This window comes from Allorhizocola rhizosphaerae (genome assembly GCF_003426775.1).
GTDB classification, from domain to species: domain Bacteria; phylum Actinomycetota; class Actinomycetes; order Mycobacteriales; family Micromonosporaceae; genus Allorhizocola; species Allorhizocola rhizosphaerae.
In genome coordinates this window covers 1-21,276 of the sequence record NZ_QJUG01000097.1, presented here as the reverse complement: position 1 = coordinate 21,276, position 21,276 = coordinate 1, and the positions used below count along the sequence as shown (strand labels likewise).

General features: G+C 67.7%; 21 protein-coding genes and 1 pseudogene. 9 read left to right on the top strand and 13 right to left on the bottom strand.

What is annotated here, in order from left to right; translation table 11 throughout:
• Positions 1 to 7: 7 nt before the first annotated feature.
• From DM816_RS21460 to DM816_RS21450, 3 genes are all read right to left on the bottom strand, one after another.
• Complete coding sequence (locus DM816_RS21460) at positions 8 to 1,297, bottom strand: ABC transporter permease (protein WP_117212124.1); 1,290 nt, start codon at positions 1,295 to 1,297, stop codon at positions 8 to 10.
• A complete protein-coding gene (locus DM816_RS21455; protein ID WP_342768737.1) occupies positions 1,290 to 2,783 on the bottom strand; it encodes an ABC transporter ATP-binding protein in 1,494 nt (497 codons plus the stop codon). The genes DM816_RS21460 and DM816_RS21455 overlap by 8 nt, the downstream gene beginning before the upstream one ends.
• A gap of 246 nt (positions 2,784 to 3,029) precedes the next feature.
• Positions 3,030 to 4,085: a BMP family lipoprotein gene (locus DM816_RS21450; protein ID WP_117212122.1), complete on the bottom strand. Its 1,056-nt coding sequence runs from the start codon at positions 4,083 to 4,085 to the stop codon at positions 3,030 to 3,032.
• Positions 4,086 to 4,279: 194 nt separating this feature from the next.
• Here DM816_RS21450 and DM816_RS21445 point away from each other — a divergent pair, with 194 nt between their 5' ends.
• Positions 4,280 to 4,618: a hypothetical protein gene (locus tag DM816_RS21445; RefSeq protein WP_117212121.1), complete on the top strand. Its 339-nt coding sequence runs from the start codon at positions 4,280 to 4,282 to the stop codon at positions 4,616 to 4,618.
• On the opposite strand, the gene DM816_RS21440 is transcribed toward DM816_RS21445, so the two are convergent.
• Complete coding sequence (locus DM816_RS21440) at positions 4,615 to 5,346, bottom strand: ABC transporter permease (protein ID WP_117212120.1); 732 nt, start codon at positions 5,344 to 5,346, stop codon at positions 4,615 to 4,617. The two genes, DM816_RS21445 and DM816_RS21440, sit on opposite strands and share 4 nt — an antisense overlap.
• Before the next feature lie 47 nt (positions 5,347 to 5,393).
• A pseudogene (locus DM816_RS42775) lies at positions 5,394 to 6,038 on the bottom strand (ABC transporter ATP-binding protein); the annotation flags it as partial.
• Between the two features lie 75 nt (positions 6,039 to 6,113).
• Here DM816_RS42775 and DM816_RS42770 point away from each other — a divergent pair.
• Positions 6,114 to 7,325: a sensor histidine kinase gene (locus DM816_RS42770; RefSeq protein WP_162907680.1), complete on the top strand. Its 1,212-nt coding sequence runs from the start codon at positions 6,114 to 6,116 to the stop codon at positions 7,323 to 7,325.
• Between the two features lie 112 nt (positions 7,326 to 7,437).
• On the opposite strand, the gene DM816_RS21430 is transcribed toward DM816_RS42770, so the two are convergent.
• Positions 7,438 to 8,022 carry a TIGR03086 family metal-binding protein gene (locus tag DM816_RS21430; protein WP_117212118.1) on the bottom strand — a complete coding sequence of 195 codons (585 nt, stop codon included), beginning with the start codon at positions 8,020 to 8,022 and terminating at the stop codon, positions 7,438 to 7,440.
• Positions 8,023 to 8,675: 653 nt separating this feature from the next.
• On the opposite strand from DM816_RS21430, the gene DM816_RS42765 reads away from it, so the two are divergent.
• The gene (locus DM816_RS42765) at positions 8,676 to 8,837 is read left to right on the top strand and encodes a hypothetical protein (protein WP_162907679.1); all 162 of its coding nucleotides are present in this window, start codon (positions 8,676 to 8,678) and stop codon (positions 8,835 to 8,837) included.
• 110 nt (positions 8,838 to 8,947) lie between these two features.
• On the opposite strand, the gene DM816_RS21420 is transcribed toward DM816_RS42765, so the two are convergent.
• Positions 8,948 to 9,202 (bottom strand): sigma factor, encoded by a 255-nt coding sequence (locus DM816_RS21420; protein WP_211588788.1) that lies wholly within the window; start codon positions 9,200 to 9,202, stop codon positions 8,948 to 8,950.
• 61 nt (positions 9,203 to 9,263) lie between these two features.
• Here DM816_RS21420 and DM816_RS21415 point away from each other — a divergent pair, with 61 nt between their 5' ends.
• Both DM816_RS21415 and DM816_RS21410 read left to right on the top strand, forming a co-directional pair.
• The gene (locus DM816_RS21415) at positions 9,264 to 9,908 is read left to right on the top strand and encodes a response regulator transcription factor (protein WP_246002098.1); all 645 of its coding nucleotides are present in this window, start codon (positions 9,264 to 9,266) and stop codon (positions 9,906 to 9,908) included.
• A 109-nt stretch (positions 9,909 to 10,017) separates the two neighbouring features.
• Positions 10,018 to 10,497, top strand: a complete 480-nt coding sequence (locus DM816_RS21410; RefSeq protein ID WP_117212115.1) for a GNAT family N-acetyltransferase — start codon at positions 10,018 to 10,020, stop codon at positions 10,495 to 10,497.
• Here DM816_RS21410 and DM816_RS21405 read toward each other — a convergent pair.
• The 3 genes from DM816_RS21405 to DM816_RS21395 are packed head-to-tail and all read right to left on the bottom strand — an operon-like array spanning position 10,487 to position 14,076.
• Complete coding sequence (locus DM816_RS21405) at positions 10,487 to 11,329, bottom strand: sugar ABC transporter permease (protein WP_117212114.1); 843 nt, start codon at positions 11,327 to 11,329, stop codon at positions 10,487 to 10,489. The two genes, DM816_RS21410 and DM816_RS21405, sit on opposite strands and share 11 nt — an antisense overlap.
• Positions 11,326 to 12,825: an ABC transporter permease subunit gene (locus DM816_RS21400; RefSeq protein ID WP_117212113.1), complete on the bottom strand. Its 1,500-nt coding sequence runs from the start codon at positions 12,823 to 12,825 to the stop codon at positions 11,326 to 11,328. The genes DM816_RS21405 and DM816_RS21400 overlap by 4 nt, the downstream gene beginning before the upstream one ends.
• A 9-nt stretch (positions 12,826 to 12,834) precedes the next feature.
• Positions 12,835 to 14,076 (bottom strand): sugar ABC transporter substrate-binding protein, encoded by a 1,242-nt coding sequence (locus DM816_RS21395; protein WP_117212112.1) that lies wholly within the window; start codon positions 14,074 to 14,076, stop codon positions 12,835 to 12,837.
• 116 nt (positions 14,077 to 14,192) lie between these two features.
• Between DM816_RS21395 and DM816_RS21390 the strand changes: the two genes are divergently transcribed.
• Both DM816_RS21390 and DM816_RS21385 read left to right on the top strand, forming a co-directional pair.
• The gene (locus DM816_RS21390; RefSeq protein WP_117212111.1) at positions 14,193 to 15,209 is read left to right on the top strand and encodes a LacI family DNA-binding transcriptional regulator; all 1,017 of its coding nucleotides are present in this window, start codon (positions 14,193 to 14,195) and stop codon (positions 15,207 to 15,209) included.
• 142 nt (positions 15,210 to 15,351) lie between these two features.
• Positions 15,352 to 16,824, top strand: a complete 1,473-nt coding sequence (locus DM816_RS21385) for a glycoside hydrolase family 13 protein (RefSeq protein ID WP_246002097.1) — start codon at positions 15,352 to 15,354, stop codon at positions 16,822 to 16,824.
• On the opposite strand, the gene DM816_RS21380 is transcribed toward DM816_RS21385, so the two are convergent.
• Complete coding sequence (locus tag DM816_RS21380) at positions 16,810 to 18,177, bottom strand: RNA polymerase sigma factor (RefSeq protein WP_246002096.1); 1,368 nt, start codon at positions 18,175 to 18,177, stop codon at positions 16,810 to 16,812. The two genes, DM816_RS21385 and DM816_RS21380, sit on opposite strands and share 15 nt — an antisense overlap.
• Positions 18,178 to 18,209: 32 nt before the next feature.
• Here DM816_RS21380 and trpS point away from each other — a divergent pair, with 32 nt between their 5' ends.
• Positions 18,210 to 19,217 carry a tryptophan--tRNA ligase gene (gene trpS, locus DM816_RS21375; RefSeq protein WP_117212110.1) on the top strand — a complete coding sequence of 336 codons (1,008 nt, stop codon included), beginning with the start codon at positions 18,210 to 18,212 and terminating at the stop codon, positions 19,215 to 19,217.
• 27 nt (positions 19,218 to 19,244) lie between these two features.
• Positions 19,245 to 19,742 carry a 2'-5' RNA ligase family protein gene (locus DM816_RS21370; protein WP_246002095.1) on the top strand — a complete coding sequence of 166 codons (498 nt, stop codon included), beginning with the start codon at positions 19,245 to 19,247 and terminating at the stop codon, positions 19,740 to 19,742.
• Here DM816_RS21370 and DM816_RS21365 read toward each other — a convergent pair.
• Together DM816_RS21365 and DM816_RS21360 are read right to left on the bottom strand one after the other, a co-directional pair.
• Positions 19,722 to 20,141, bottom strand: a complete 420-nt coding sequence (locus DM816_RS21365) for a hypothetical protein (RefSeq protein ID WP_117212108.1) — start codon at positions 20,139 to 20,141, stop codon at positions 19,722 to 19,724. The two genes, DM816_RS21370 and DM816_RS21365, sit on opposite strands and share 21 nt — an antisense overlap.
• Before the next feature lie 20 nt (positions 20,142 to 20,161).
• Positions 20,162 to 21,091, bottom strand: a complete 930-nt coding sequence (locus DM816_RS21360; protein WP_117212131.1) for a YihY/virulence factor BrkB family protein — start codon at positions 21,089 to 21,091, stop codon at positions 20,162 to 20,164.
• Positions 21,092 to 21,276: the final 185 nt, after the last annotated feature.

Here is a 21,276-nt window from a genome sequence, read left to right as displayed (position 1 = left end):
GTCGCGCTCACCCCTTCGCCAATTCCGCCGCGCCGCCCGTCCGGCTCTCCCGCAGCCGGACGATCGCCTTGACCAGGGCGGGCGCCGCCACGAAGATCGCGATGAGCGCCTGGATCACGCCGACCAGCTCCAGCGAGATGCCCGAGAACGACTGCATCCGGTTGCCGCCCGCCTGCAGCGCGCCGAACAGCAGCGCGGCTGCGAGCACGCCCCACGGCCTGGCCCGGCCAAGCAGCGCGACCAGGATGCCGTCGAAGCCGATGGTGCCCACGACCGACGGGGTCAGCGCGTAGGCGGTGCCGAGCACCATGGTCGCGCCGCCCAGGCCGGCCAGGCCACCGGCGAGCGTCATCACCAGGATGATCGTGGCGGCCACGCTCATGCCCGCGGTGCGCGCGGCGTCCGGGTTGGCCCCGACCGCGCGCAGTTCGAACCCGAACGTCGAACGCTTGAGCATCCAGCCCACGAACGCGGTCGCCAGCAGGGCGAGCACGATCCCGAGGTTGGCCCGCAGCGACGGGTCGAACAGCAGCGGCAGGCGCGCCGTCTCGTCCACCTTGGAGCTGATGGCGTCCGAGCGGGACGGGTCCTGGATGCCCTTCTGGATGACAATCCACGTCAGGAAGTGGAACGCGATGTAGTTGAGCATGATGGTCGTGATGACCTCGTGGGCGCCGGTCTTGGCCTTGAGCCAGCCGGGCAGGAAACCCCACAGCATGCCGCCGAGCAACCCGCACAGCAGCGCGACCGGCACGTGCAACCAGCCGGGCGCCGAGATGAGGAAACCGGCGAGCGCGCCCGCGATCGAGCCCATCGTCGCCTGGCCCTGCGCGCCGATGCTGAACAGGCCCGCCCGGAACGCGACCGCGAAGGACAGCCCGGTCAGCGCGAGCGGTGCCGCGTACTGCAAGGTCTCGGAAATCGGGTAAAGCGCCTGCTGCCACGGGGCCATGTTCCAGAACCAGCGGTTCCACTGGTCCGGGTCGGCGATCGCGCCCTTGAACAGGTTGGCGTAGGCCTCGCTGACCAGTCCCCAGCTGGCCTGCAACGCGTCGCCCGGGCGGGCGAAGAAGTACGACCAGGTGGCGCGGGTCTCCGGATCGGCAATGATCATGATGATCGCCCCGGCCACGAGCGCCAGCACGACCGCGAGGAACGTCACCATGAACGTGTTGGCGGCCCAGAACTCCTCGCGGAACAGCTGCCACAGGTTGCGCCTGCGCGGCGCCGCACGATGCTCTTTGACCAAGGCCGGGGGCGCGGCCGGGCCCTTGTCCGGCGAGCCTGGCTCAATCATGGACACCCGCCATCAGTAGGCCCAGCTTGTCGCGGGGGGTATCGGGCGCGACGGTCGCGAGGATGCGCCCGCGGTACATGACCGCGACCCGATCGGCCAGCGCCAGCACCTCGTCGAGCTCGCTGGACACGACGAGCACGGCGGCGCCCGCGTCCCGCTCGGCGATCACGCGGTTGTGGATGAATTCGATCGAGCCCACGTCGACGCCCCGGGTGGGCTGCGCGGCGACGAGGAGCTTCAGCGGGCGCGACATCTCGCGGGCGACGATCACCTTCTGCTGGTTGCCGCCCGACAGCGCACTGATCGGCTGCTCGTGCGACTGCACGCGGATGTCGTACTCGGAAATCTTCTCCCTGGCGGACGCCGCTATCCCGCCGAGGTTGAGCGCGATCCGCCCACCGTAGGGGGCTCTGCGATAGGCGTCGAGGACCAGGTTTTCGGCCACGGTGAACTCCTTGACCAGGCCGTCGACGCTGCGGTCCTCGGGGATGTAGCCAACCCCCGCGTCCAGCGTCTCGCGGGTGGACATGGTCGTGATGTCGATGCCCTGCAGCGTGATCCTGCCGCCCATCACCTTGCGCAGGCCCATGATCGCTTCGACCAGCTCGGTCTGCCCGTTGCCCTGCACGCCCGCGATCCCGAGCACCTCGCCCGCGCGCACCTCGAGGTCGACGCCCGCGACGGCCCGGTGTTCCCGGTCGTCGGCGACCACGAGCTCGCTCACGCTGAGCACGGGATCGGCGGGGCGCGCCGGCTCCTTCGACACGGTGAGGATCACGCTGCGCCCGACCATCATCTCGGCCAGCTCGGAGGGTGCCGCGCTGGGCTCGGCCGTGCCGACCACCTTGCCGCGCCGGATCACGGTGATCAGGTCGGCCACGGCCTTCACCTCGCGCAGCTTGTGCGAGATGAACACGATGGACTTGCCCGACTCCTTGAGCCCGCGCATGACCTCCAGCAGGTCGTCGGTCTCCTGCGGGGTGAGCACGGCGGTCGGCTCGTCGAGGATGAGCAGTTCCGCGTCGCGGGTGAGCGCCTTGATGATCTCGACCCGCTGCTGCACGCCCACGGGCAGGTCCTCGACCACCGCGTCCGGGTCGACCGGGAGCCCGTAGCGCTCGGACACCTCGATCACCTCGCGGCGCGCCTGGTCGAGGCTCAGCCTGCCGATCGGCCCGCCCTGTGTCGGCTCGGCGCCCAGGATCACGTTTTCGGCGACCGTAAACACCGGCACGAGCATGAAGTGCTGGTGCACCATGCCGATCCCGGCGCGGATCGCGTCGGCCGGCCCCTTGAGCTTGAGTGGGGAGCCGTCGACGAGGATCTCGCCCTCGTCCGGCTGCAACAGTCCGTAGAGGACATTCATGAGCGTGGACTTGCCCGCGCCGTTCTCCCCCAGCAGGGCATGGATCTCGCCCGGCTCGACGATGAGGTCGATGTGGTCGTTGGCGACGAGGTCACCGAACCGCTTCGTGATGCCCCGCAATTCCAGTCTCAGCAGAACCTCCAGTTGTTCGCGACTGCGGGGACCGCGAGCTCACTCCTCGCGCTCACCGCGGCCTCCCTCATCGCCCACGTGAACTTTGATCCGCCCATTGTGGAGGAAGCCGCGCCGCAAACATAGAGCCGCCCCCTCCGGTGATGATCTCACCAAAGGGGGCGGCACGGAGTGACTTCGCCGCGGACCTTCATACCGCCGTGGAAAGGGCGGCGGTGAGCGCGAAGCTCCGGTTCACTTCGGCTGTGCGGGCGACGTCACCGTGATTTTGCCGGAGATGATCTCCTGCTTGAGGGCGTCGACCTCCGACTTCAGGGCCGCGTCGATCTTGCTGTCGAACTCGTTGTACGGTGCGAGCGAGACACCGTTGTTGGCCAGCGTGCCGAGGAACCCGCCCGTGACGAGCGTGCCCTTCTGACCCGCCGCCTTCACGGCCGCGTCGCGCACCGCGTCGGTCATGTTCTTGACCACGGTGGTGAGGAAGGCCGAGCAGTACTGCTGCGCCGACTTGCAACCGTCGACATCGACCCAGATGACGGCATACTTGCCCGCGGCGGCGGAGGCCGTGCCGAGACCGGCGCCACCCGCCACTGGCATGATCACGTCCGCACCCTGCGCGATGAACGTGTCCGACAGCGCCTTGCCCTTGGCCTGGTCGGTGAACGACGCGGCAAAAGCGCCGTCCTGTGTGGCTTTGTTCCAGCCGAGGACCTCGACGTTCTTGCTCTTGGTCTTGTTGTAGTGCGCCACGCCGTCGACGAAACCGTCCATGAAGATGGTCACCGGCGGGATCTTCAGACCGCCGTAGGTGGCGACCTTGCCGGTCTTGGAGTAGCCCGCCGCGAGGTAGCCGGCGAGGAACGCGGCCTGCGCGGTGTCGAACTGCATCGGGAAGACGTTGGGCTGCCCGACGTTGGCGTCGACGATCGCGAACTGCTTGGTGGGATTGGCCGCCGCGACCTTCTTCGTCGAGTCGAACATGAGACCACCGACGGCGAGGATGAAGTCGCAGTTCTGGCTCACATATCCCTGCAGGTTGGGCTCGTAGTCCGCCTCGGACTTGGACGCGACATATTTCGTGCTGATCGCGCTGTTGGCGCCCTTGGCAGCCTCAAGGCCCGCCCACGCGGAGGCGTTGAAGGAGCGGTCGTCGATGCCGCCGATGTCGGTGACCATGCAGGTGCTGAAGGACGTCGTGGTGCCGCCCGGTCCTGTGTCGGCGGGGGGTTGGCTGCACGCGGCAGCGGCGACCGTGAGGCCACCCGCCACGGTGAGTGCGATGATCTTCATCCCACGCGGTGTGCGCAAGATGGTCTCCTCTCCCAAGAAAGAACGATGACGAGCAGCCTACGTTCGCGATGGCTGTTCAACCGCCAATCATGAGGCTTTGTTGAACGGTCGTTATCCGCACGTGACTCTTGCGTGTATTACGTCACTAGGTGACGGAGCATATACACAGAGTAACGCGCGTACGCTGCCTGACCATGGAGACACTTCGACTTATCCTCCGCTACGCGCACCTGATCGCGTTCGCGATGCTGCTCGGCGGGGCGATCGTGCAGTACCTTTCGGCGAAGCTGCGGATCAACGACGCCATGTTCTGGGGGTCGATCGGCATGCTGGTGACCGGCGTCCTGCTGGCGGCGCCGTTCCCGAACCGCGAGCTCGACTACACCAAGATCGGCGTGAAGGCCGTGCTCGCGGTGCTCATCTTCGGGGCCGTCATCGCGGTGCGCAAGAAGCAAGAGGTCGGCAAAGGCCACTTCCTGGGCATCGTGGGAATGACGCTGTTGAACGCCGCCGTCGCCGTCTTCTGGCGCTAGACATCCCTTTTTCTTAGTACGGCGTAGCCGCCCAGCAGTGCGGCGAGTGTCCACAGCGCGGTGAGGGCGAGTCCCGTCCACGGTCCGTAGGGGCGCTCGAATTGCGCACTGCCGGGCGGCCCGGTCAGGTGCATGATCACCCACGCGGTCTGGTCGGGGAGGTACTGCGTGATGGTTTTGACCTTGGGAATGTTGCCCAGGCCCTGGGAGCCGAGGAACAGCAGGGGCAGCAGGATCGCCAATGATCCTGCCGCACTGCGCAGCATCGTGGCCACGCCGGTCGCGAACAGGCAGATGAGCGTGAGATAGACGGTCGCGCCCGCGACACCTCGCGCGTCGAACGGGACCGCTCGCGGGCCCAGCCCGGCCCGTGCGGCGAAGAACATCGACACGATGGTCACGAGCGAGAGCACGAGCACGACGGGTGTGGTGGCGGCCAGTTTGGCGAGGAAGAATCGGCCCCGGCGCGGGGTGGCCGCGAGCGATGCGTGGATCGTGCCGCTGGAGTACTCGCTGCTGATCACGAACACGCCGAAGACGACCAGCGCGATCTGGCCGAGGGTCACCGCGTAGAAGCTCGCGAAGAGCGAGTCGGCACCGGCGTCCGCGATGTTCCGGAAGCTCAAACCGATCAGGAAACCGAGGCCCACGCAGAGCGCGAAGGTCGCGAGGAAGACCCAGAAGGTGGAGCGGAGGGTACGGATCTTCGTCAGTTCGGCCCGGATCATCGCTGGATCACGCGCAGGTACGCATCCTCGAGCGAGGTGGATTCGCCGATGAACGCCGACACGGTCGTGTCCGCCAGTACGCGGCCGTGGTCGATCACGATCAGGTGCTCGGCGGTGTTGGCCATCTCGCCGAGCAGGTGGCTGGAGACGAACACGGTACGCCCTTGTGCGGCAAGGCTTTTCATGAGCTCACGAATCCAGATGATGCCCTCGGGATCCAGCCCGTTGACCGGCTCGTCGAGCAGGAGAATCGGCGGATCGCCCAGCAGCGCGGCGGCGATGGCCAGGCGTTGGGCCATGCCGAGCGAGAATCCCTTGGCCCGCTTGCTTTTTTCGTTTTGAAGACCTACTTCTTCGAGTACCGCTTCGACGCGCGACGCCGGGATGTTGTTGCTCTGCGCGAGCCAGCGCAGGTGCTGATATGCGCGGCGGCCCGGGTGGGCGGACCTGGTCTCAAGCAGCGCACCGACCTTGGTGAGCGGCCTTGTCAGGTGCTGATAGGGCACGCCGTCGATGAGCACGTGGCCGGTGGACGGGCGGGCCAGGCCGAGCATCATGCGCATGGTGGTCGACTTGCCCGCGCCGTTGGCCCCGAGGAAGCCGGTGACACGACCGGGATGGATGGTGAAGGACAGGCCGTCGACGGCTTTCGTGCTGCCGTAGCTCTTGCTCAGGTTATGCACTTCGATCACGCCTCACCGTATTGTCAGCGCTGGTCCGGGCGCAGTCGGCGAAAGTTGTCGGACCCGCTCACTAAAGTTGGCGTCATGCTTCTCGCGATGGCCGTGGCGCTGGGTGACGTGGCTCTGCACCTGCTCACCCGGCATCCGTCGGTTGTGGACGGTGCGTTTTTCGGGCTGGCGGTGGCGCTGATCGTGGTGCTGCGCCACCGGTCGGTGAGCGCGGCCTTCGTGGCGACACTTGTGCTCGCGTCATTCACGGGTGGGGCGTTCGTGCTGCTGCTGTGGATCGCCTATCAGGCTGGGCGTGGCATCGTCACGCGTTCCGGGTTTGTCGTGGCGGTGGGCGCGGCGCTCGGAGCGCTCGGCGGGCAGCTGGCCATCCTGCCGCGCTCCGCTGCGCACGTGGTGGCCACCTTCTTGGTGTTCGTGGCGCTGCCCATGCTGGCCGGTCGCTATGTGGCGCAGCACGAGCGGCTGTTGTCCACATTGGAGCAAAACAGCCGGCTGCGCATCGCGCGCGACATGCACGACTCGCTCGGCCACCGGCTCAGCCTCGCCTCCATCCAGGCCGCCGCGCTCGAAGTCTCCGACCTGCCGCCACAGCACAGGCAGGCGGTCGCCCAGTTGGCCACGTCCGTGCGGGCGGCGACAAACGAGCTCCACCAGATGGTCGCCACGCTGCGCGGGTCCCCCACCGTCGGTGTGGTGCCACGGGTCGAGGCGATCGACCGGCTGACCGTCGACTTCAGCGCGGCGGGAGTCCCGGTCGCGCTCCACCACGCGGGCCGGCCCCGGCCGCTCGCGCCCGAGGTGGGCGAGGCCGCATACCGCGTGGCGCAAGAGGGCCTGACCAACGCCGCCAAGCACGCGCCCGGCCAACCGGTCACCATGCGGGTCTCCTGGGAGCCCGACGCCCTGCTGCTCACCCTCACCAACCCCGCGCCCAGCCCGACCCTCGCCGCGCGCCCGCTATCCGCCGCAACCCCACCGCCCCTCGCACCACCATCACCCGCCCCGCCACCGCCTGCCCTGCTGCCGCCTGCGGCGGGCGGCCCGGCCATGGGCGGCCAGGTGGCGGTTGTGGGGCATGGGCTTGCTGGGCTGGATGAGCGGGTGCGCCAGGCGGGCGGTTTCCTCGACAACCGTGTGGAAGGTGGCGATTTCCGGCTCGTCGCGATGCTGCCCTACGCGCACGAACCGGTGAGCCGCGCGCGCATTTTGACCGTCGGTGTGGCCGCGGCGGTGCTGATGTTCATGTTCCTGCCCGCGACGATGGTCGTGGGCGTGTCGCCCTGAGCCGTGGCGCCGGGGCCGGGAGCTCATAGCCCTGGCTCCCGGCTGGCGGGGCAGATCGGTGCGGTGCAGGTGGCCCACGACGACAACGCTTTCAAGGCCGGGGCTGGGCGGGTCAGGCGGGAGTCCAGAACGGGTCGCGTCCGATGAACCCGAGCATCTGGGTCTGGGCGTCGGCGTCGGCGGGGACGGACACGCGCGGGCCGTATTGTCCCGACGAGCGCATCGCCTCCTCGATGGGCTCCATGCCGGCGAGCAGCATGGCGCACTCGGCGGGGTCGAGCCGGTCGTCCTGGCCGGTGGCGCGGGCCAGATCCCAAGTGTGCATGAGCACGTCGGAGGTGTAGAACCGGTCGATCGCCTGATCGAGGGGTATCTCGCCAAGGTGCCGGTTGGCCAGCAGCCGTTGCGGTGTGGCCGGGTCATCCAGGATGGCCTGCACTGCGGCCGACTGTGTCTCCCACGCGGCGACGGGATCCTCGTCGACGCTCGGCCCCCGCTCCAGTTCCACACCGGAACCGGCCGCGAGGAACGGCGGGAACCACTCGACGAGGTGGCGCACCACGTCGCGGGCCGTCCATCCGGCCACCGGCGAGGGGGCCTCCCAGTCCTTGGTGCCGCGGACACGTTGGGTGAACCCGCCGGCGATCCGGCGGTGCCGCTCGGCAGGGCGATGGTCGGCAATGCCTTCGGCGAGCATCCGATCGAGTTTGGCATAGCCCTCCCCGACGCCTGCCCGTGTCCGCGCCGAACTCGACGACCGTCATCCACGATACGGGCGCACTGGTGGCGACATCGGTCGCCGTGGGCACGCCCAGACGCCCGTCCGGCGCGAACTGCCCGTTCCTTCCCAGCGGATGGAACAGCACCTCCGGTACCGCGGAAAACTCCCCGGCGACCAGGTCGAGGACGGCCAGCGGATATCCGGAATAGAACTTCTCGCCCTTCTGGAAGTGGTCGTCGGCCGGGTCGGCCTCCTCGTCCACCGCCATGGCGAGTTTGCGCCCGTCGTGGGACCATGCGACGAGGTGATAGCCGGTCGGCTTGTCCAACCGGTAGTCCCGCCGCTCACCGGTGACCAGGTCCAGCACCGGGATCTCCGTGGCGCTCCCCCGATAGCGGCCGATCGCCAGGTGCCGGCCATCCGGTGACAGCAGCGCCTGCGCGCCCCGAAACTCCCCGTCGAGCCCGTGGCCGCCGCGCTCCTCGGCGAGATCCACCCGCCGGTACGTCCGCCCATCCCGGCCGACGACCACGACCTGGCTGAGTCCGAAGAATGTGCCGATCACGGCGTGGCGTAGCACGAGGAGCCCCGGTTGCCGCAGCGGCGCGTCGGACAGGCTCGCGGTGAGCATGGACATGCCGCCGATCTCCTGCGGCAGCACCACCGGACCATCCGGCGCGGTGGGCGTGACCGGCGCCCGGCCAGCCATGCCCGGCGCGAGGATCACCACCGTGGCGGCGGCCAACGCGGCAAGCGCTGCCACGGCCGGTGCAAGCCTGCGCCACGCTTGAGGTTTCCGTTGCACGACAACCGCTTTGGCCCGAAAATCGGGCTCATCGGCGATGGCGCGGACGGCAGACCGTACCCTATCCTCCGCGGTTTTATTCATCGAGAAGCTCCTTCATCGTGGCCAGCGACCGATGCAACATCGACTTGACGGTCCCGACGCGGCAACCGAGCGCGGAAGCGATCTCAGGTAGGCGGCCGGGTCCCTGACATGCGCGCCATGCCGGTACCAGGCGGCGAAGACATCCTGGACCACCTCCTCGGCCGCGCCCACGCTGCCCGTCGTCAGGTAGGCAAGGCGCACCAACCCGGCGTACTCCCGCGAATACACCGAGGCGAACGTCGCCGGTTCGAGAAGGGTCGGATCCACCCGCACATCCTGCTTGGCGCGCGATGAGGCGGATCGGTTCCCGCCAAATTAGGGTGGTGGGGTGGCGATTCGCGTGCTGGTGGCCGACGACGAGCCGCTGATCCGGGCGGGCATCGCCACCGTGCTGGGTTCGGCGGGCGATATCGAGGTCGTGGCCCTCGCGGCCGACGGGCGCGCGGCGGTGGACGAGGCGCTGCGCCATCGGGCGGACGTGGCGCTGGTGGACATCAAGATGCCGGTGCTCGACGGGCTGAGCGCGCTGGAGGAATTGCGGCGGATCAAAGGCCCGAAGGTGGTCGTGCTGACGTCGTTTGGCGACGAGCCCAACGTGCTGCGCGCCGTCGCGGCGGGCGCGGCCGGGTTCGTGCTCAAGAACTGCACGCCCGACGAGCTGATTCGCGCGGTGCGCGCCGCTCACGAGGGCGACGCCTACCTGTCGCCCGCGGTCACCCGCCTCCTGCTCGGCATGGTGACGCCCGAGGATGCCCGGCGGCGCAAGGCGGCCGGGCGCCGCCTCGCCGCGCTCAACGATCGCGAGGCCGATGTGCTGCGCTTGGTCGCCGAGGGTCTGTCCAATGCCGACATCGCGCGCCGGCTGAGCATGAGCGAGGCGACCATCAAGACCTACGTGAGCCGCATCCTGACCAAACTGGACTGCACGAACCGCGTCCAGGCCGCGCTGCTCGTGCGCGACGCCGCCTGGTGAGCGACGACGTCCGGGAGACGACGTTCATGATCCGCGACATCGCGGGCCGGCAGCACTCGCGCCTGCAAAAGAAGATGCGCCCGGCCAACGGGGACGGCAGACTTCCACCATGGTTGAGGTGAGACCGCTGGGTCCCGACGACTGGCAGACGGTGCGCGAGCTGCGGCTGGCCGCGCTGCTCGATGCGCCGGAGGCGTTCGGCGGGACATATGAGCAATCGCTTGAGCGCACCGAGGAGGAATGGCGCGCGTGGCCGGCCAACGGTCAGCCTTTCGCGGCGTACCTTGGCGACAAGCCCGTCGGCATGGCGGCGGCGATCGCCAAGAGTCCACAAACGACGATCCTCATCTCGATGTGGGTGTCGCCCGAGGCGCGCGGCACGGGAACGAGCCGGGCGCTCATCGACGCGGTCACGCAGTGGGCACGCGATCGGGGCAGCGAGACCGTCGAGCTGGACGTTTACGAGTCCAACGAGCCCGCCTACCGGTCCTACCTCAAGGTGGGCTTCACTCCCGTCGGCCCGTGCCCGGAGCACCCCCGCGCCATCCTCATGACCCTCCCCCTTTCGGGAGGGAGCGCTAGCCTTTGACGGCGCCCATGGTGAGGCCCGACACGATGTAGCGTTGGAGCCATAAGAAGACGGCGACAGTGGGCACGGCGGTGATGAGGGTGCCTGCCGCGAAGATGCCGAAGTTGACGTTGCGGTTGTCCGGGCCGAGCAAGCCAAACATCCCCACTGCCAACGTTTTCGAGTCGTCCGCCCGCAGGAAGATGTTGGCCATCAGGAACTCGTTGATGGTCCCGATGAACGCCAGCATCGCGGTCACGGCCAAAACCGGCGCCACCAGCGGCAGGATGATGCGCCAGAAGATCTGCGCGTGCGACGCCCCGTCGACCGTCGCCGACTCGTCCAACTCCTTGGGCACCGTGTCGAGGAACCCCTTCATGAGGTAGGTGTTGACCCCGAGTGCCCCGCCAAGGTACAGCAAAAGCAATCCCCACACCGAGTTGAACCCGAACGCCGGGTACAGCTCGGTCACCTCCGTGAAGATGATGAAGATGGTCACGATGGCCAGAAACTGCGGGAACATCTGGATCAGCAGCAGCGACAGCAGCCCCACGCGCCGCCCGGCGAAACGCATGCGGCTGAACGCGTAGGCCGCGCACACGCTGAGGAAAACGCTGGCGAATGACGATGCGAGCGCGATGAAGACGGAATTGACGAACCAACGGCCGAACGAGTGGTCGGGATCGGAGAACAGTTTGGCGAAGTTCTTCACCGTCGCGCCTGTCGGGTAGAGCTCCGAACTGTTGAGCGTGCCGAGTGGATTCAGCGCCGCCGACAGCACGAAAAGGATGGGCACCAACGAAAACGCGACCACCAGCAGGACAACACCGTGCCGCCAAAGGAGTTTGCTCACGAGTAAACCTCCTCCTGCGCCCGCGTGCGCCGGAACGCGATGGCCGAAATCGTTGCCACAATGGCGAAGATGAACACCGAGATCGCCGACGCGAAACCGAACTGGCCCGACCCGCCCTCGAACGCGAGCCGGTAGGTGTACGTGATCAGCAAATCGGTCTTGCCCACCAGATTGTTGTCGACCGGGTAAGGGCCGCCGTTGGTGATGAAGCGGACCGCGTTGAAATTATTGAAGTTGTACGCGAATGAGGCGATCAGCAGCGGGGAGAGCGCGACGAGCAGGAGCGGCAGCGTGACCCGGCGGAAGCCCTGCCAAGCCGACGCGCCGTCAATGCTGGACGCCTCGGTCAGCTCACGCGGAATCGCTTGCAGCGCACCGGTTGTGACCAGGAACATGTAGGGAAACCCGAGCCACAGATTCACGAGCAGCAGCGACAGCCGCGCGCCCGTGGGCGAGCCCATCCAGTCGATGTCCGTGCCCAGCATGCGGTTGATGAGCCCGAAGTCGGTGTTGAACATGTCCCGCCACACCAGCAGCATGGCGAAACTCGGCATGGCATAGGGCAGGATCAGCAGCACGCGATAGATTCGCGTCCCCCGCATCCGGGGGTGGTGCAGGGCCAACGCGCACACCATGCCGAGGGCGAAGCTCAAGGCCACCGAGCCAAGGGCAAAAGCGAAGTTCCAGATGAGTACCCCGAGGAAGTGCCCTGAGATGGTGGGATCGCTCACGACGCGGGTGAAGTTGGCCAGGCCCACGTTCACCTTCCACCCCTGGATCAGGTTGGTCCCGTCCGCGGCGACGAAATAGCCCACCTCGTCGTCCGCGGTCCACCTCTGCCCGGTACCGGAATCGGAAATGCAATCACAGGCCGGGTCATACTTCCGGTTGGCATGAAACTCGATGGCCCGGCTCAGCCCGCTGGACTTGATGGCGCCGCGCGCCGTCGGCACAGCCAGCGCCTGCACCTCGCCGTCACGCTCGCCCGCCGGCAAAATCTCGTATCCGGGAGCGCCGAGCACCTTGCCCGTGAGACTGACCTCAGCATCGTCCACAGGCGACAGTCCCTCGGCCGTGCCCACCTGCACGGCCTTGGTTTCGCGATCCACCAACAGGAACACGACCTCGCCACCGCGCGCCGCCACGGTCAGCGCGTAGTCCGGCGCCCCGGGGATCTCCACCAGCGACTCGCGCTCGATCGCCCCGACAGCCTCCTGTTTGGACCCGCGATGCCCGTCCCCATAGTTCGTGAACGCCACAGTGAACGTGTAGAGCACGGGAATCACTTGGAAGGTAAGCAAAAAGATGGTCCCGGGCACGAGGTACTTCGCCGGCACGTGGCGCTTGGTCAGGTAGAGGTAGGAAACCGCGGCCGTCACGGCGGCGAGAATCCCCAGCATGGTCCAGGATTGCGTGCGGATCAGCGGCGGGACCGTGTAAAGCAGGACCGCGGCGGTGATGCCCACCGCCGCGACCCGCCCGATGAGGAAACCCATCGTCGTACGTTACTTCTTCAGTGTTGCCAGGATCGCGGTCTGCGCGGCGGCCGCGGCCGTGGAAGGGTCCTCGCCCTTGACCACCGCCACCTCGGCCTGGCCGAACGGGCCCCAGATCGCCGCCATCTCCGGGATCGCGGGCATCGGGAAGCCGTCCTTGCCCGCCGCGAGGAACTTCTCCAGGTCCGGGTCGCTGGTCTTGACCACGGCAATCGCGGCGGTCAGCGCCGGCGGGCGCGGCTCGGCGTCGTACAGCGCCTTGGCGACGTCCTTGTTGGTCACGTAGTTGGCGACGAATTCCTGTGCCAGCGCCTTGCTCTTGGCCTTGGACGCCACGAAGAACGCTTGCACGCCGAGGAACGGCGTGGCCTTTTTGCCGCCGGCGAAGCCGGGCACCGCGCTGATGTCGTACTTGACGCCGCCGGCCTTGATGTCCTTGGTCGCCCACGGGCCGGAGACGAGGAACGCGCACTTCTTGCCGGCGAACGACGCGATGGAGTTCTCCGCGGCGATCGAGGTCTTCAGCGCGCCGGAGCCCTGCTCGCCCAGCTCCTTGAGCTTGGTGAACGCCTTCACCGAGTCGGCCGAGCCCACGGTGACGTTCTTGGGGTCGGGGTCGCCCGAGGACGTGCTGCCAAACAGCGAGCCGCCCGCGGAGGCGAAGAAGGGATAGATGTGGTACGCGTCGCCCTGCGCACCGACCTGCAGGCACAGGATCTCGGAGACCTTGCCCGCGGCCTTGAGGTCCTGGCCCGCCTTGACGAGGTCCTCGATGCTGGCCGGGGCGGTGGGCACCAGCTCGGTGTTGCGGATGAGCGCGAGATTCTCCATGGCGTAGGGGGCGCCATACACCTGTCCGTTGAACGTGACGGCCTTCAGCGCGCTCGCCTCGAACCCGCTCTTCTGCGCGGCGGTCAGGTTCACCGGGTCGATGGCGCTGTTTTGCACCAGGTTGCCGATCCAGTCATGCGCGCCGACCACGACGTCCGGTCCGCTGCCCTGCTGCGAGGCGGTGACGAAGGTCTGCTGGAGGTTTTCGGCGATCTCCTTGACCTCCACCTGCACGCCGTTTTCCTTGCCGAACTGCTCGGCGAAGGGCTTGAGCGCGGCCGTCCGCTTGGGGTCGGCCCAGATCTCGAGCTTGCCGCTGCCCTTGTCCTTGCTCGGCTGGGTCTGCGGTGTGGTGTCCCCGCCGCAGGCCGCAGCACCGAGCAGTAGGCCTAATGCGGCAACCGCGACTATCGAACGCATGTGAACGTCTCCTTCACTGAAACGGTTGCCGGGACGTTAGCAAGACGTTTCAAATTTTGGAAGGCGTTGCAGTGCTCGGATCACAAATCGTGACTGATTTCGGTTAGCATGCCGCCATGCGTGCACGACTAGCCGACATCGCTCAGCAGGCAGAAGTCAGCGAGGCGACGGTGTCCCGGGTGCTCAACGACCGCCCAGGGGTCTCCTCGGAAACCCGTCAGGCGGTGCTGACCGCGCTCGACGTTCTCGGCTACGAGCGGCCCGCGCGCTTGCGCAAGCGCAGCGCCGGGCTGGTCGGGCTGGTCGTGCCCGAGCTGGAAAACCCGATCTTCCCGGCGTTCGCGCAGGTGATCGAGACGTCGCTGGCCCAGCAGGGGTTCACGCCGGTGCTGTGTACGCAGACCGTGGGCGGAGTGACCGAGGACGAATACGTGGAGATGCTGCTCGACCGGCAGGTGAGCGGGATCGTGTTCGTGTCCGCGCTGCACGCCGACACCAGCAGCGATCCCGACCGATACAAGAAGCTGGTCGCACGGCCGCTGCCGATCGTGCTGATCAATGGGTACAGCCCGAGCATCGAGGCTCCGTTCGTCTCGTGCGACGACCGGGTGGCCGGCGATCTCGCGGTCACCCATCTGGCCGCGCTGGGACACCAACGCATCGGGCTTATCACCGGGCCCGACCGGTTCCTGCCGGTGCAGCGCAAGATCGAGGGGTACCGCGCGGCGATGAAGCGCGTGGTCGGGCTGCCCGACAGACAGATCGACGAGCTCATCTCGCTCTCGCTGTGGTTCGGTGTCGAGGGCGGCGACGCGGCCGCGTCTCGCCTGCTCGATCGCGGGGTGACCGGGTTCGTGTGCGGGTCGGACCTGATGGCGCTCGGCGCGATCCGGGCCGCGCGGCAGCGTGGGCTGCAGGTGCCCAGGGACGTGTCGATCGTGGGCTACGACGACTCGCCGCTGATCGCCTTCACCGATCCGCCGCTGACCACGATGCGCCAGCCGGTTCAGGCGATGGCCGTGGCGGCCGTCCGGGCACTGGTCGACGAGATCAAGGGGCATCCGGCGCCCCACTCGGAGTACATCTTCCGACCCGAGCTCGTCGTGCGCGGCTCCACCACCGCAGCACCCTGATCTCCGGCAGCCGGTGGGGTTGAACGCTTCGCGATGAGCCCATCGGCGCCCAAGCACGGCTTCACCTGAAGAGAGCTGTGCTTGAAACTTTCAGCAAGACTCTGCTTGACTCTTGCAGTGGTTGCAGGGCATCCTTCTCCGGGTGACGAACGAGGTGGCCAACGACTGGTGGCGCGATGCCGTCGTGTATCAGGTGTACCCCCGCAGCTTCGCCGACGGAAACGGCGACGGCACCGGCGATCTGATCGGCGTGTACGACAAGCTCGAATACCTGAGCGCGCTGGGCGTCGACGCGATCTGGCTGAGCCCGTTCTACACCTCGCCGCTCGCGGACGGCGGCTACGACGTGGCCGACTACTGCGACGTGGACCCGCGCTTCGGTACCCTCGCAGATTTCGACCTTTTAATAGGCCGGGCGCACGAGCTGAACATCCGCGTGATCGTGGACATCGTGCCGAACCACTCGTCCAGCGAACATCCGTGGTTCCGGGAAGCGTTGGCCGGCATTGGCCGCGACAGATACATCTTCCGCGACCAGCCCAACGACTGGGAGTCCATCTTCGGCGGCCCCGCCTGGACTCAGGTCCCCGACGGGCAGTGGTATCTGCACCTGTTCGACCCGTCGCAGCCCGACTTCAACTGGTCGCACCCGGACGTGCACGCGTTCTTCAAAGACGTGCTGCGCTTCTGGCTGCAACGCGGCGTGGACGGGTTCCGCATCGACGTGGCGCACGGCATGATCAAGGCTGACGGCCTGCCCGACGTGGGCGCGCTCGGGCATCGGCAGATCGAGCTGATGACGACCGCCGAACTGCCGTACTTCGACCAGGACGGCGTGCACGAGATTTACCGGGAGTGGCGTCCGATCCTCGACGAGTACGGTGCGATGGCCGTGGCCGAGGCATGGGTTTCGTCACCCGCCCGGCTGGCCCGCTACATCGGGCGCGACGAGCTGCACCAGGCGTTCAACTTCGACTTCATGGTGGCCGAGTTCGACGCCAAGTCGTTCCGCGTGGTGATCGAGAAGTCGTTGGCGGAGGCGGAACTCGTCGGCGCGCCGACCACCTGGGTGCTGTCCAATCACGACAAGCCGCGGCACGTGACCCGCTACGGCGGTCTCGCCCGTGCCAGGGCCGCGACCCTGCTTATGCTCTCGCTGCCCGGATCGGCATACCTCTACAACGGCGAGGAGCTCGGCCTCGACGAGGTCACCGACCTGCCGCCGGAGCTCCGCGAGGATCCGGCCTTCCTCCGCACGGGCGAAAGCCGCGACGGCTGCCGCGTGCCCATCCCATGGGCCGAGGGCGCGTGGACCAACCCGTGGCTGCCGATGCCCGCCCGCTGGGACGCGATCACCGCCGACAAGCAGGAGCACGACCCGGGCTCCACGCTCAACTTCTACCGGCAGGCGATCCGGCTGCGGCGCGGCTTCCGCGGCGACATCCAATGGCTCGACGTCGCCGATGGCGTGCTGTCGTTCCGGCGCGGCGACCGGCGCGTGGTGCTCAACACCTCGCAATCGCCGGTCCCGATCGAAGGCACCGTGCTCATGGCGAGCGGCCCGGTCACCGACACGCTCCCGCCCGACACGGCCGTCTGGCTAGCGGATCGGTAGCTTCTGCCAGTTGACCCCGTCGGCGGAGACGGCGATCCAGCCCGCGGGCGGGAACAGGCCGAGCGCCACATAGCCGGTGTTGGTCTGGCGCAGCGAGCCGACCGGTGGCATGGTCGTGACCCGTTGCCACGACACCCCGTTGTCGGAGCTGAGCTGCCAGTTGTTGGTCGTGTCGGCGACGAGCAAACGGCCGTCGGGCAGCATGACGGGCTCGCCGTTGACCGCCAGCTGCATGGTGCCGGGCACCCGGTTCAGGCCGCGCGTGTCGCCGGTGTGCACTTCGACGATTGTTTGGCCGCGCAGGACCAGCACGGTGAGCTTGCCTTCGCGCATGGTGGCCGTGATGCCGTCGCCCTGGGTCGCGCTCAGCAGGGTCTTCCAACCGCCGGCGCCCTGATAGGCCACCGTGGGCGTGCCGTCCTTCACCCCGGCGGCGACGAGCACACCGCTGGGGTCCTGATGAGCCCACACGTGCGGGAAGTCCGGCAGCGGGGCCGGATCGTCGGGCAGCTGCACCTGATCGCTCACCACCCACGTCTGGCCCCCATCGATGGACACCGCCCGCGCACCGTCCGTTGTGGACAGATAGGCCGACGTGCCGCTGATCTCGAACCGATCGATCGTGCCGGGCAGATCCGGCGCCGTGCCGACCTCCGGCACGCTGCGCAGGGTCAGGCCCGCCCCGCTGTACGACGTCACGGGCGGCGAGCTTTCGGCGGGCGGCACTGTCGTTTGTGGATCGAACGGGAAGAACAGCACGGCTGACACGGCCACCACGGCCAGCGCCGCGCCCGCCTGCGCCACCCGCCGCCGCGTGCGTATCGTGCGCGCACGCTGCTTGACCTGGTCCAGCGGCGGCGCCTCGACGTCGTCGAGCAGTCCCTTGAGCGCCTCACGCCCCCGGGAGAGGCGGGACTTCACGGTTCCCACCGGTACCTCCAGAATCGCGGCCACCTCGTCCACCGGCAGATCGGCCAGGTAGTGCAGGACTATCACCTCACGGTACGCGCGCGGAATGGCCGCCAGCGCGTCACGAAGATCCGCATGCGCGGGCGACGGGGCCTCCTCGACCATGCGCGCCAGCGGCCGCTCCCGCAGCATGATCGTGTTGAGCAGCTGCCGGCGACGCCAGCGGCGGCGCACGATGTTGATTGCCACGGTGCGCAGCCACGCCTCCGGCGCGTCGATGTCGCCGCCGAAGGAGGGACGGGCCAGCGCGCGGGCGAACGCCTCCTGCACAGCGTCCTGTGCCTCGCTCAGATCCGTGGTGAAGGCATAGACCTGCGCCACCAGCCGTCGATAGCTGGCGTGGTAGAGGTCTGCCATGTCGTCGCGCACGCTTAGGTGAGTCACCTGTCCTCAATCGGGTTCCATAGGATAGGCCTATGTCTCGTCCACGTGTGCTCTCCGGCATCCAGCCCACCGCCGACTCGTACCATCTGGGCAATTTCCTCGGTGCGGTGCGCAACTGGGTCACGCTGCAGGACACGCACGACGCCTTCTATTGCGTCGTCGACCTGCATGCGATCACGGCGGGGCACGATCCGAAGCTGCTGCGCGACCGCACCCGGGCCAGCGTGGCCCAGCTGCTGGCGGTCGGGCTGGACCCGTCGCGCAGCACGCTGTTCGTGCAGTCACACGTCCCCGAGCATGCCCAGCTGGGCTGGGTCATGGGCTGCATCACCGGGTTCGGCGAGGCCAGCCGGATGACGCAGTTCAAGGACAAGTCGGCCAAGCAGGGGGTGGAGCAGGCGAGTGTGGGCCTGTTCACCTACCCCATCCTGCAGGCGGCCGACATTTTGCTCTATCAGGCCGACGAGGTGCCGGTGGGCGAGGATCAGCGGCAGCACATCGAGCTCACCCGCGACCTGGCGCAGCGGTTCAATCACCGGTTCGGCCAGACGTTCACGCTGCCCAAGCCGCACATCATCCGGGAAACGGCGAAGATCTTCGATCTGCAGGACCCGACGGCGAAGATGTCCAAGTCGTCGTCCACCCCCAACGGCCTGATCGAGCTGCGCGAGGATCCGGCGAAGGCCGCCAAGAAGATCAAGTCGGCGGTGACCGACACCGGGCGCGACATCCTCTACGATCCCGAGACCAAGCCGGGCGTGAGCAATCTGCTCACCATCTACTCCGCGCTCACCGGCCGGGCCGTCGACGACCTCGTGAACGCCTACGCGGGCAAGGGTTACGGCGACCTGAAGAAGGATCTGGCCGAGGTGGTCGTGGGCTTCATCACGCCGATCCAGCAGAAGACCAATGAATACCTCGACGACCCGGCGCAGCTGGACAAGGTGCTCGCGATCGGTGCCGAGAAGGCCCGCGCGGTCTCGGCGCAGACCCTGTCCAGGGTGTACGACCGGGTCGGCTTCCTGCGCCCGGCCGCGTAGTTGGCGCGCACAACGCGGACGATAGGCGTGGCGATCGGCATCCCGCAGCCCTGGGGCGCCCAGCTCGACGCGCACCGCGCGGCCACCGGTGACCCCGCCGCCGCGCTGATCCCATCGCACATCACGCTGCTCGGCCCGACCCTCATCGGGCCCGAGGATATCGATGAGCACCTGGAAAAGGTGGCGCGGACGCAGCCTCCGTTCAGCATCCACCTACGCGGCACGGGCACGTTCCGCCCGGTGAGCCGGGTGGTGTTCGTGGCCGTGGCCGCCGGGATCAGCGAGTGCGAACGCCTCGCCGAAGCGGTGCGCAGCGGCCCGCTGGAACGAGAGCTTGCCCACCCGTACCACCCGCACGTCACGGTGGCACACGACATCGCCGAGGAGGCGATGGACGCGGTGTATGAACGGCTCGCGGGCTACGATGCCCGCTTCGACGTCGACCACTTCACACGCTACGAACATGGTGAGGATGGGCACTGGCGGCCCATCCGGCACTTTCCGCTAAGTGGTCAGCCGGGCTGACAGGCGCGCGAACCCGGCCCGGATCTCGTCGGGCGTGGGCTCGTCGGCCACATGCATCCCCTCTTCCTCGTGCGTGTGGTCTTCGTGTGCCAGGTCGGTGTCCAGCGAGTCGTCCTCTTCCTCCTCGTCGATGTCCTCCAGCGCGTTCTGCTGGGACAGCTCGATCGCGGAGCGGATCTGGCGGAGCTCGGTCGCCGGAAGCAGCGGCTCGACCACCGCCATGACGTCCTCATCGGCGACCAGATGCTGGGCAAGTGCCATCGCGTGCGGCCGCTCGTATGGCCCGCAGACGACAGGCTCCCAATCCTCGTCGTCGTTCAACGGGCCGAACGTGATGATCCACGGTAGGTCATGCTGGGGAGAATCCGGCTCCAGCTCCAATGTCATGAGTGCACCCATCGCACCATCATGAGTGGTCGCTACTCCGACAGCGCAGAGCCCTCCAGCGTGTCGTGCTCCCGCGGGCGTCCCCAGGCCAGGTCGAACACGCGCCCGTTCTGCGCGGTGGCCGCCCACGCGGCCGCCCAGATGACGATCTGATTGAACAGATACAGATAAACCAGCAGGCCAACCGAGGTGGCGACGATCTGGTACGCCGGATTGCGCTCGGTGCGCTCGACGATGAAATAGCGGCCGATCCAGTTGAGCAGCGTCAGCCCGACCGCGATGGCCAGGATGGACGGGAGCAGCCGCTTGGCCGACATGTGCATGCGCGGGATCACCGTCATCAGCCCGAGTGCGATCGCCAGATTGATCAGGAATGCCAGCGCCTGCACGCCCGCCTTCACCCAGAACATGCCCGTCTCGCCGCCCGAGACGAGCTTGAACAGGCGCTCCAACCCGTCGGTCACGCCGAGCGAGACGGCCATCATCAAAGTGAAGATGATGAGGGTGCCGAGGTCGACCACGCGCAGCACGAGAAAGTTGCCCGGGTGCTGGTCGAGCCGCCACACCGCGCGCAGCGAGGAGCGCCAGGCATCGACCCACCCGATGCCCGCGAGCAGCAGGCTCACCAGGCCGATGGTCTGGATGGTGCCCGCCTGTTGCTTGAGCGTCCTGGTGTCGAGCGACGTGAAGTACTGGCTCAGGAAGCGGTCGACATCGTCGACCAGCTGGGCGTTCGCCGAGAAGATGTTGATGGTGACGGCATAGGCGACCATCGCGAGCGCGAACGTGGCGAAGAACCCGTAGTAGGCGATCGCGGCCGACAGCCGCCCGCCGAGCACCTCGTTGTAGCGCTCCTTGGTGCGCCAGAAGTGGTCGAACAGGGGCGAGCGCTTGCGCAGCCAGCTGGTGCGCCTGGCGTAACCGGCCGAGAAGCGCTCGGTCCACCGCTGGAAGTGCCGCATCACCACGAGAACAGTATCGATCGCAGGCACGAGCGACGCGCGGCGGGATCGCCGCGAGGGGGCCGCCGGCCTCGCGGCGCGAGAGGAGGCCATGCGGACCCGGCTCGCCAGCCGCGGCCGGGGGGCGAGACGACCGCGGCCATGAGGCAGACGGCCTGGTGGGCGCGAGAGGAGGCCACGCGGAC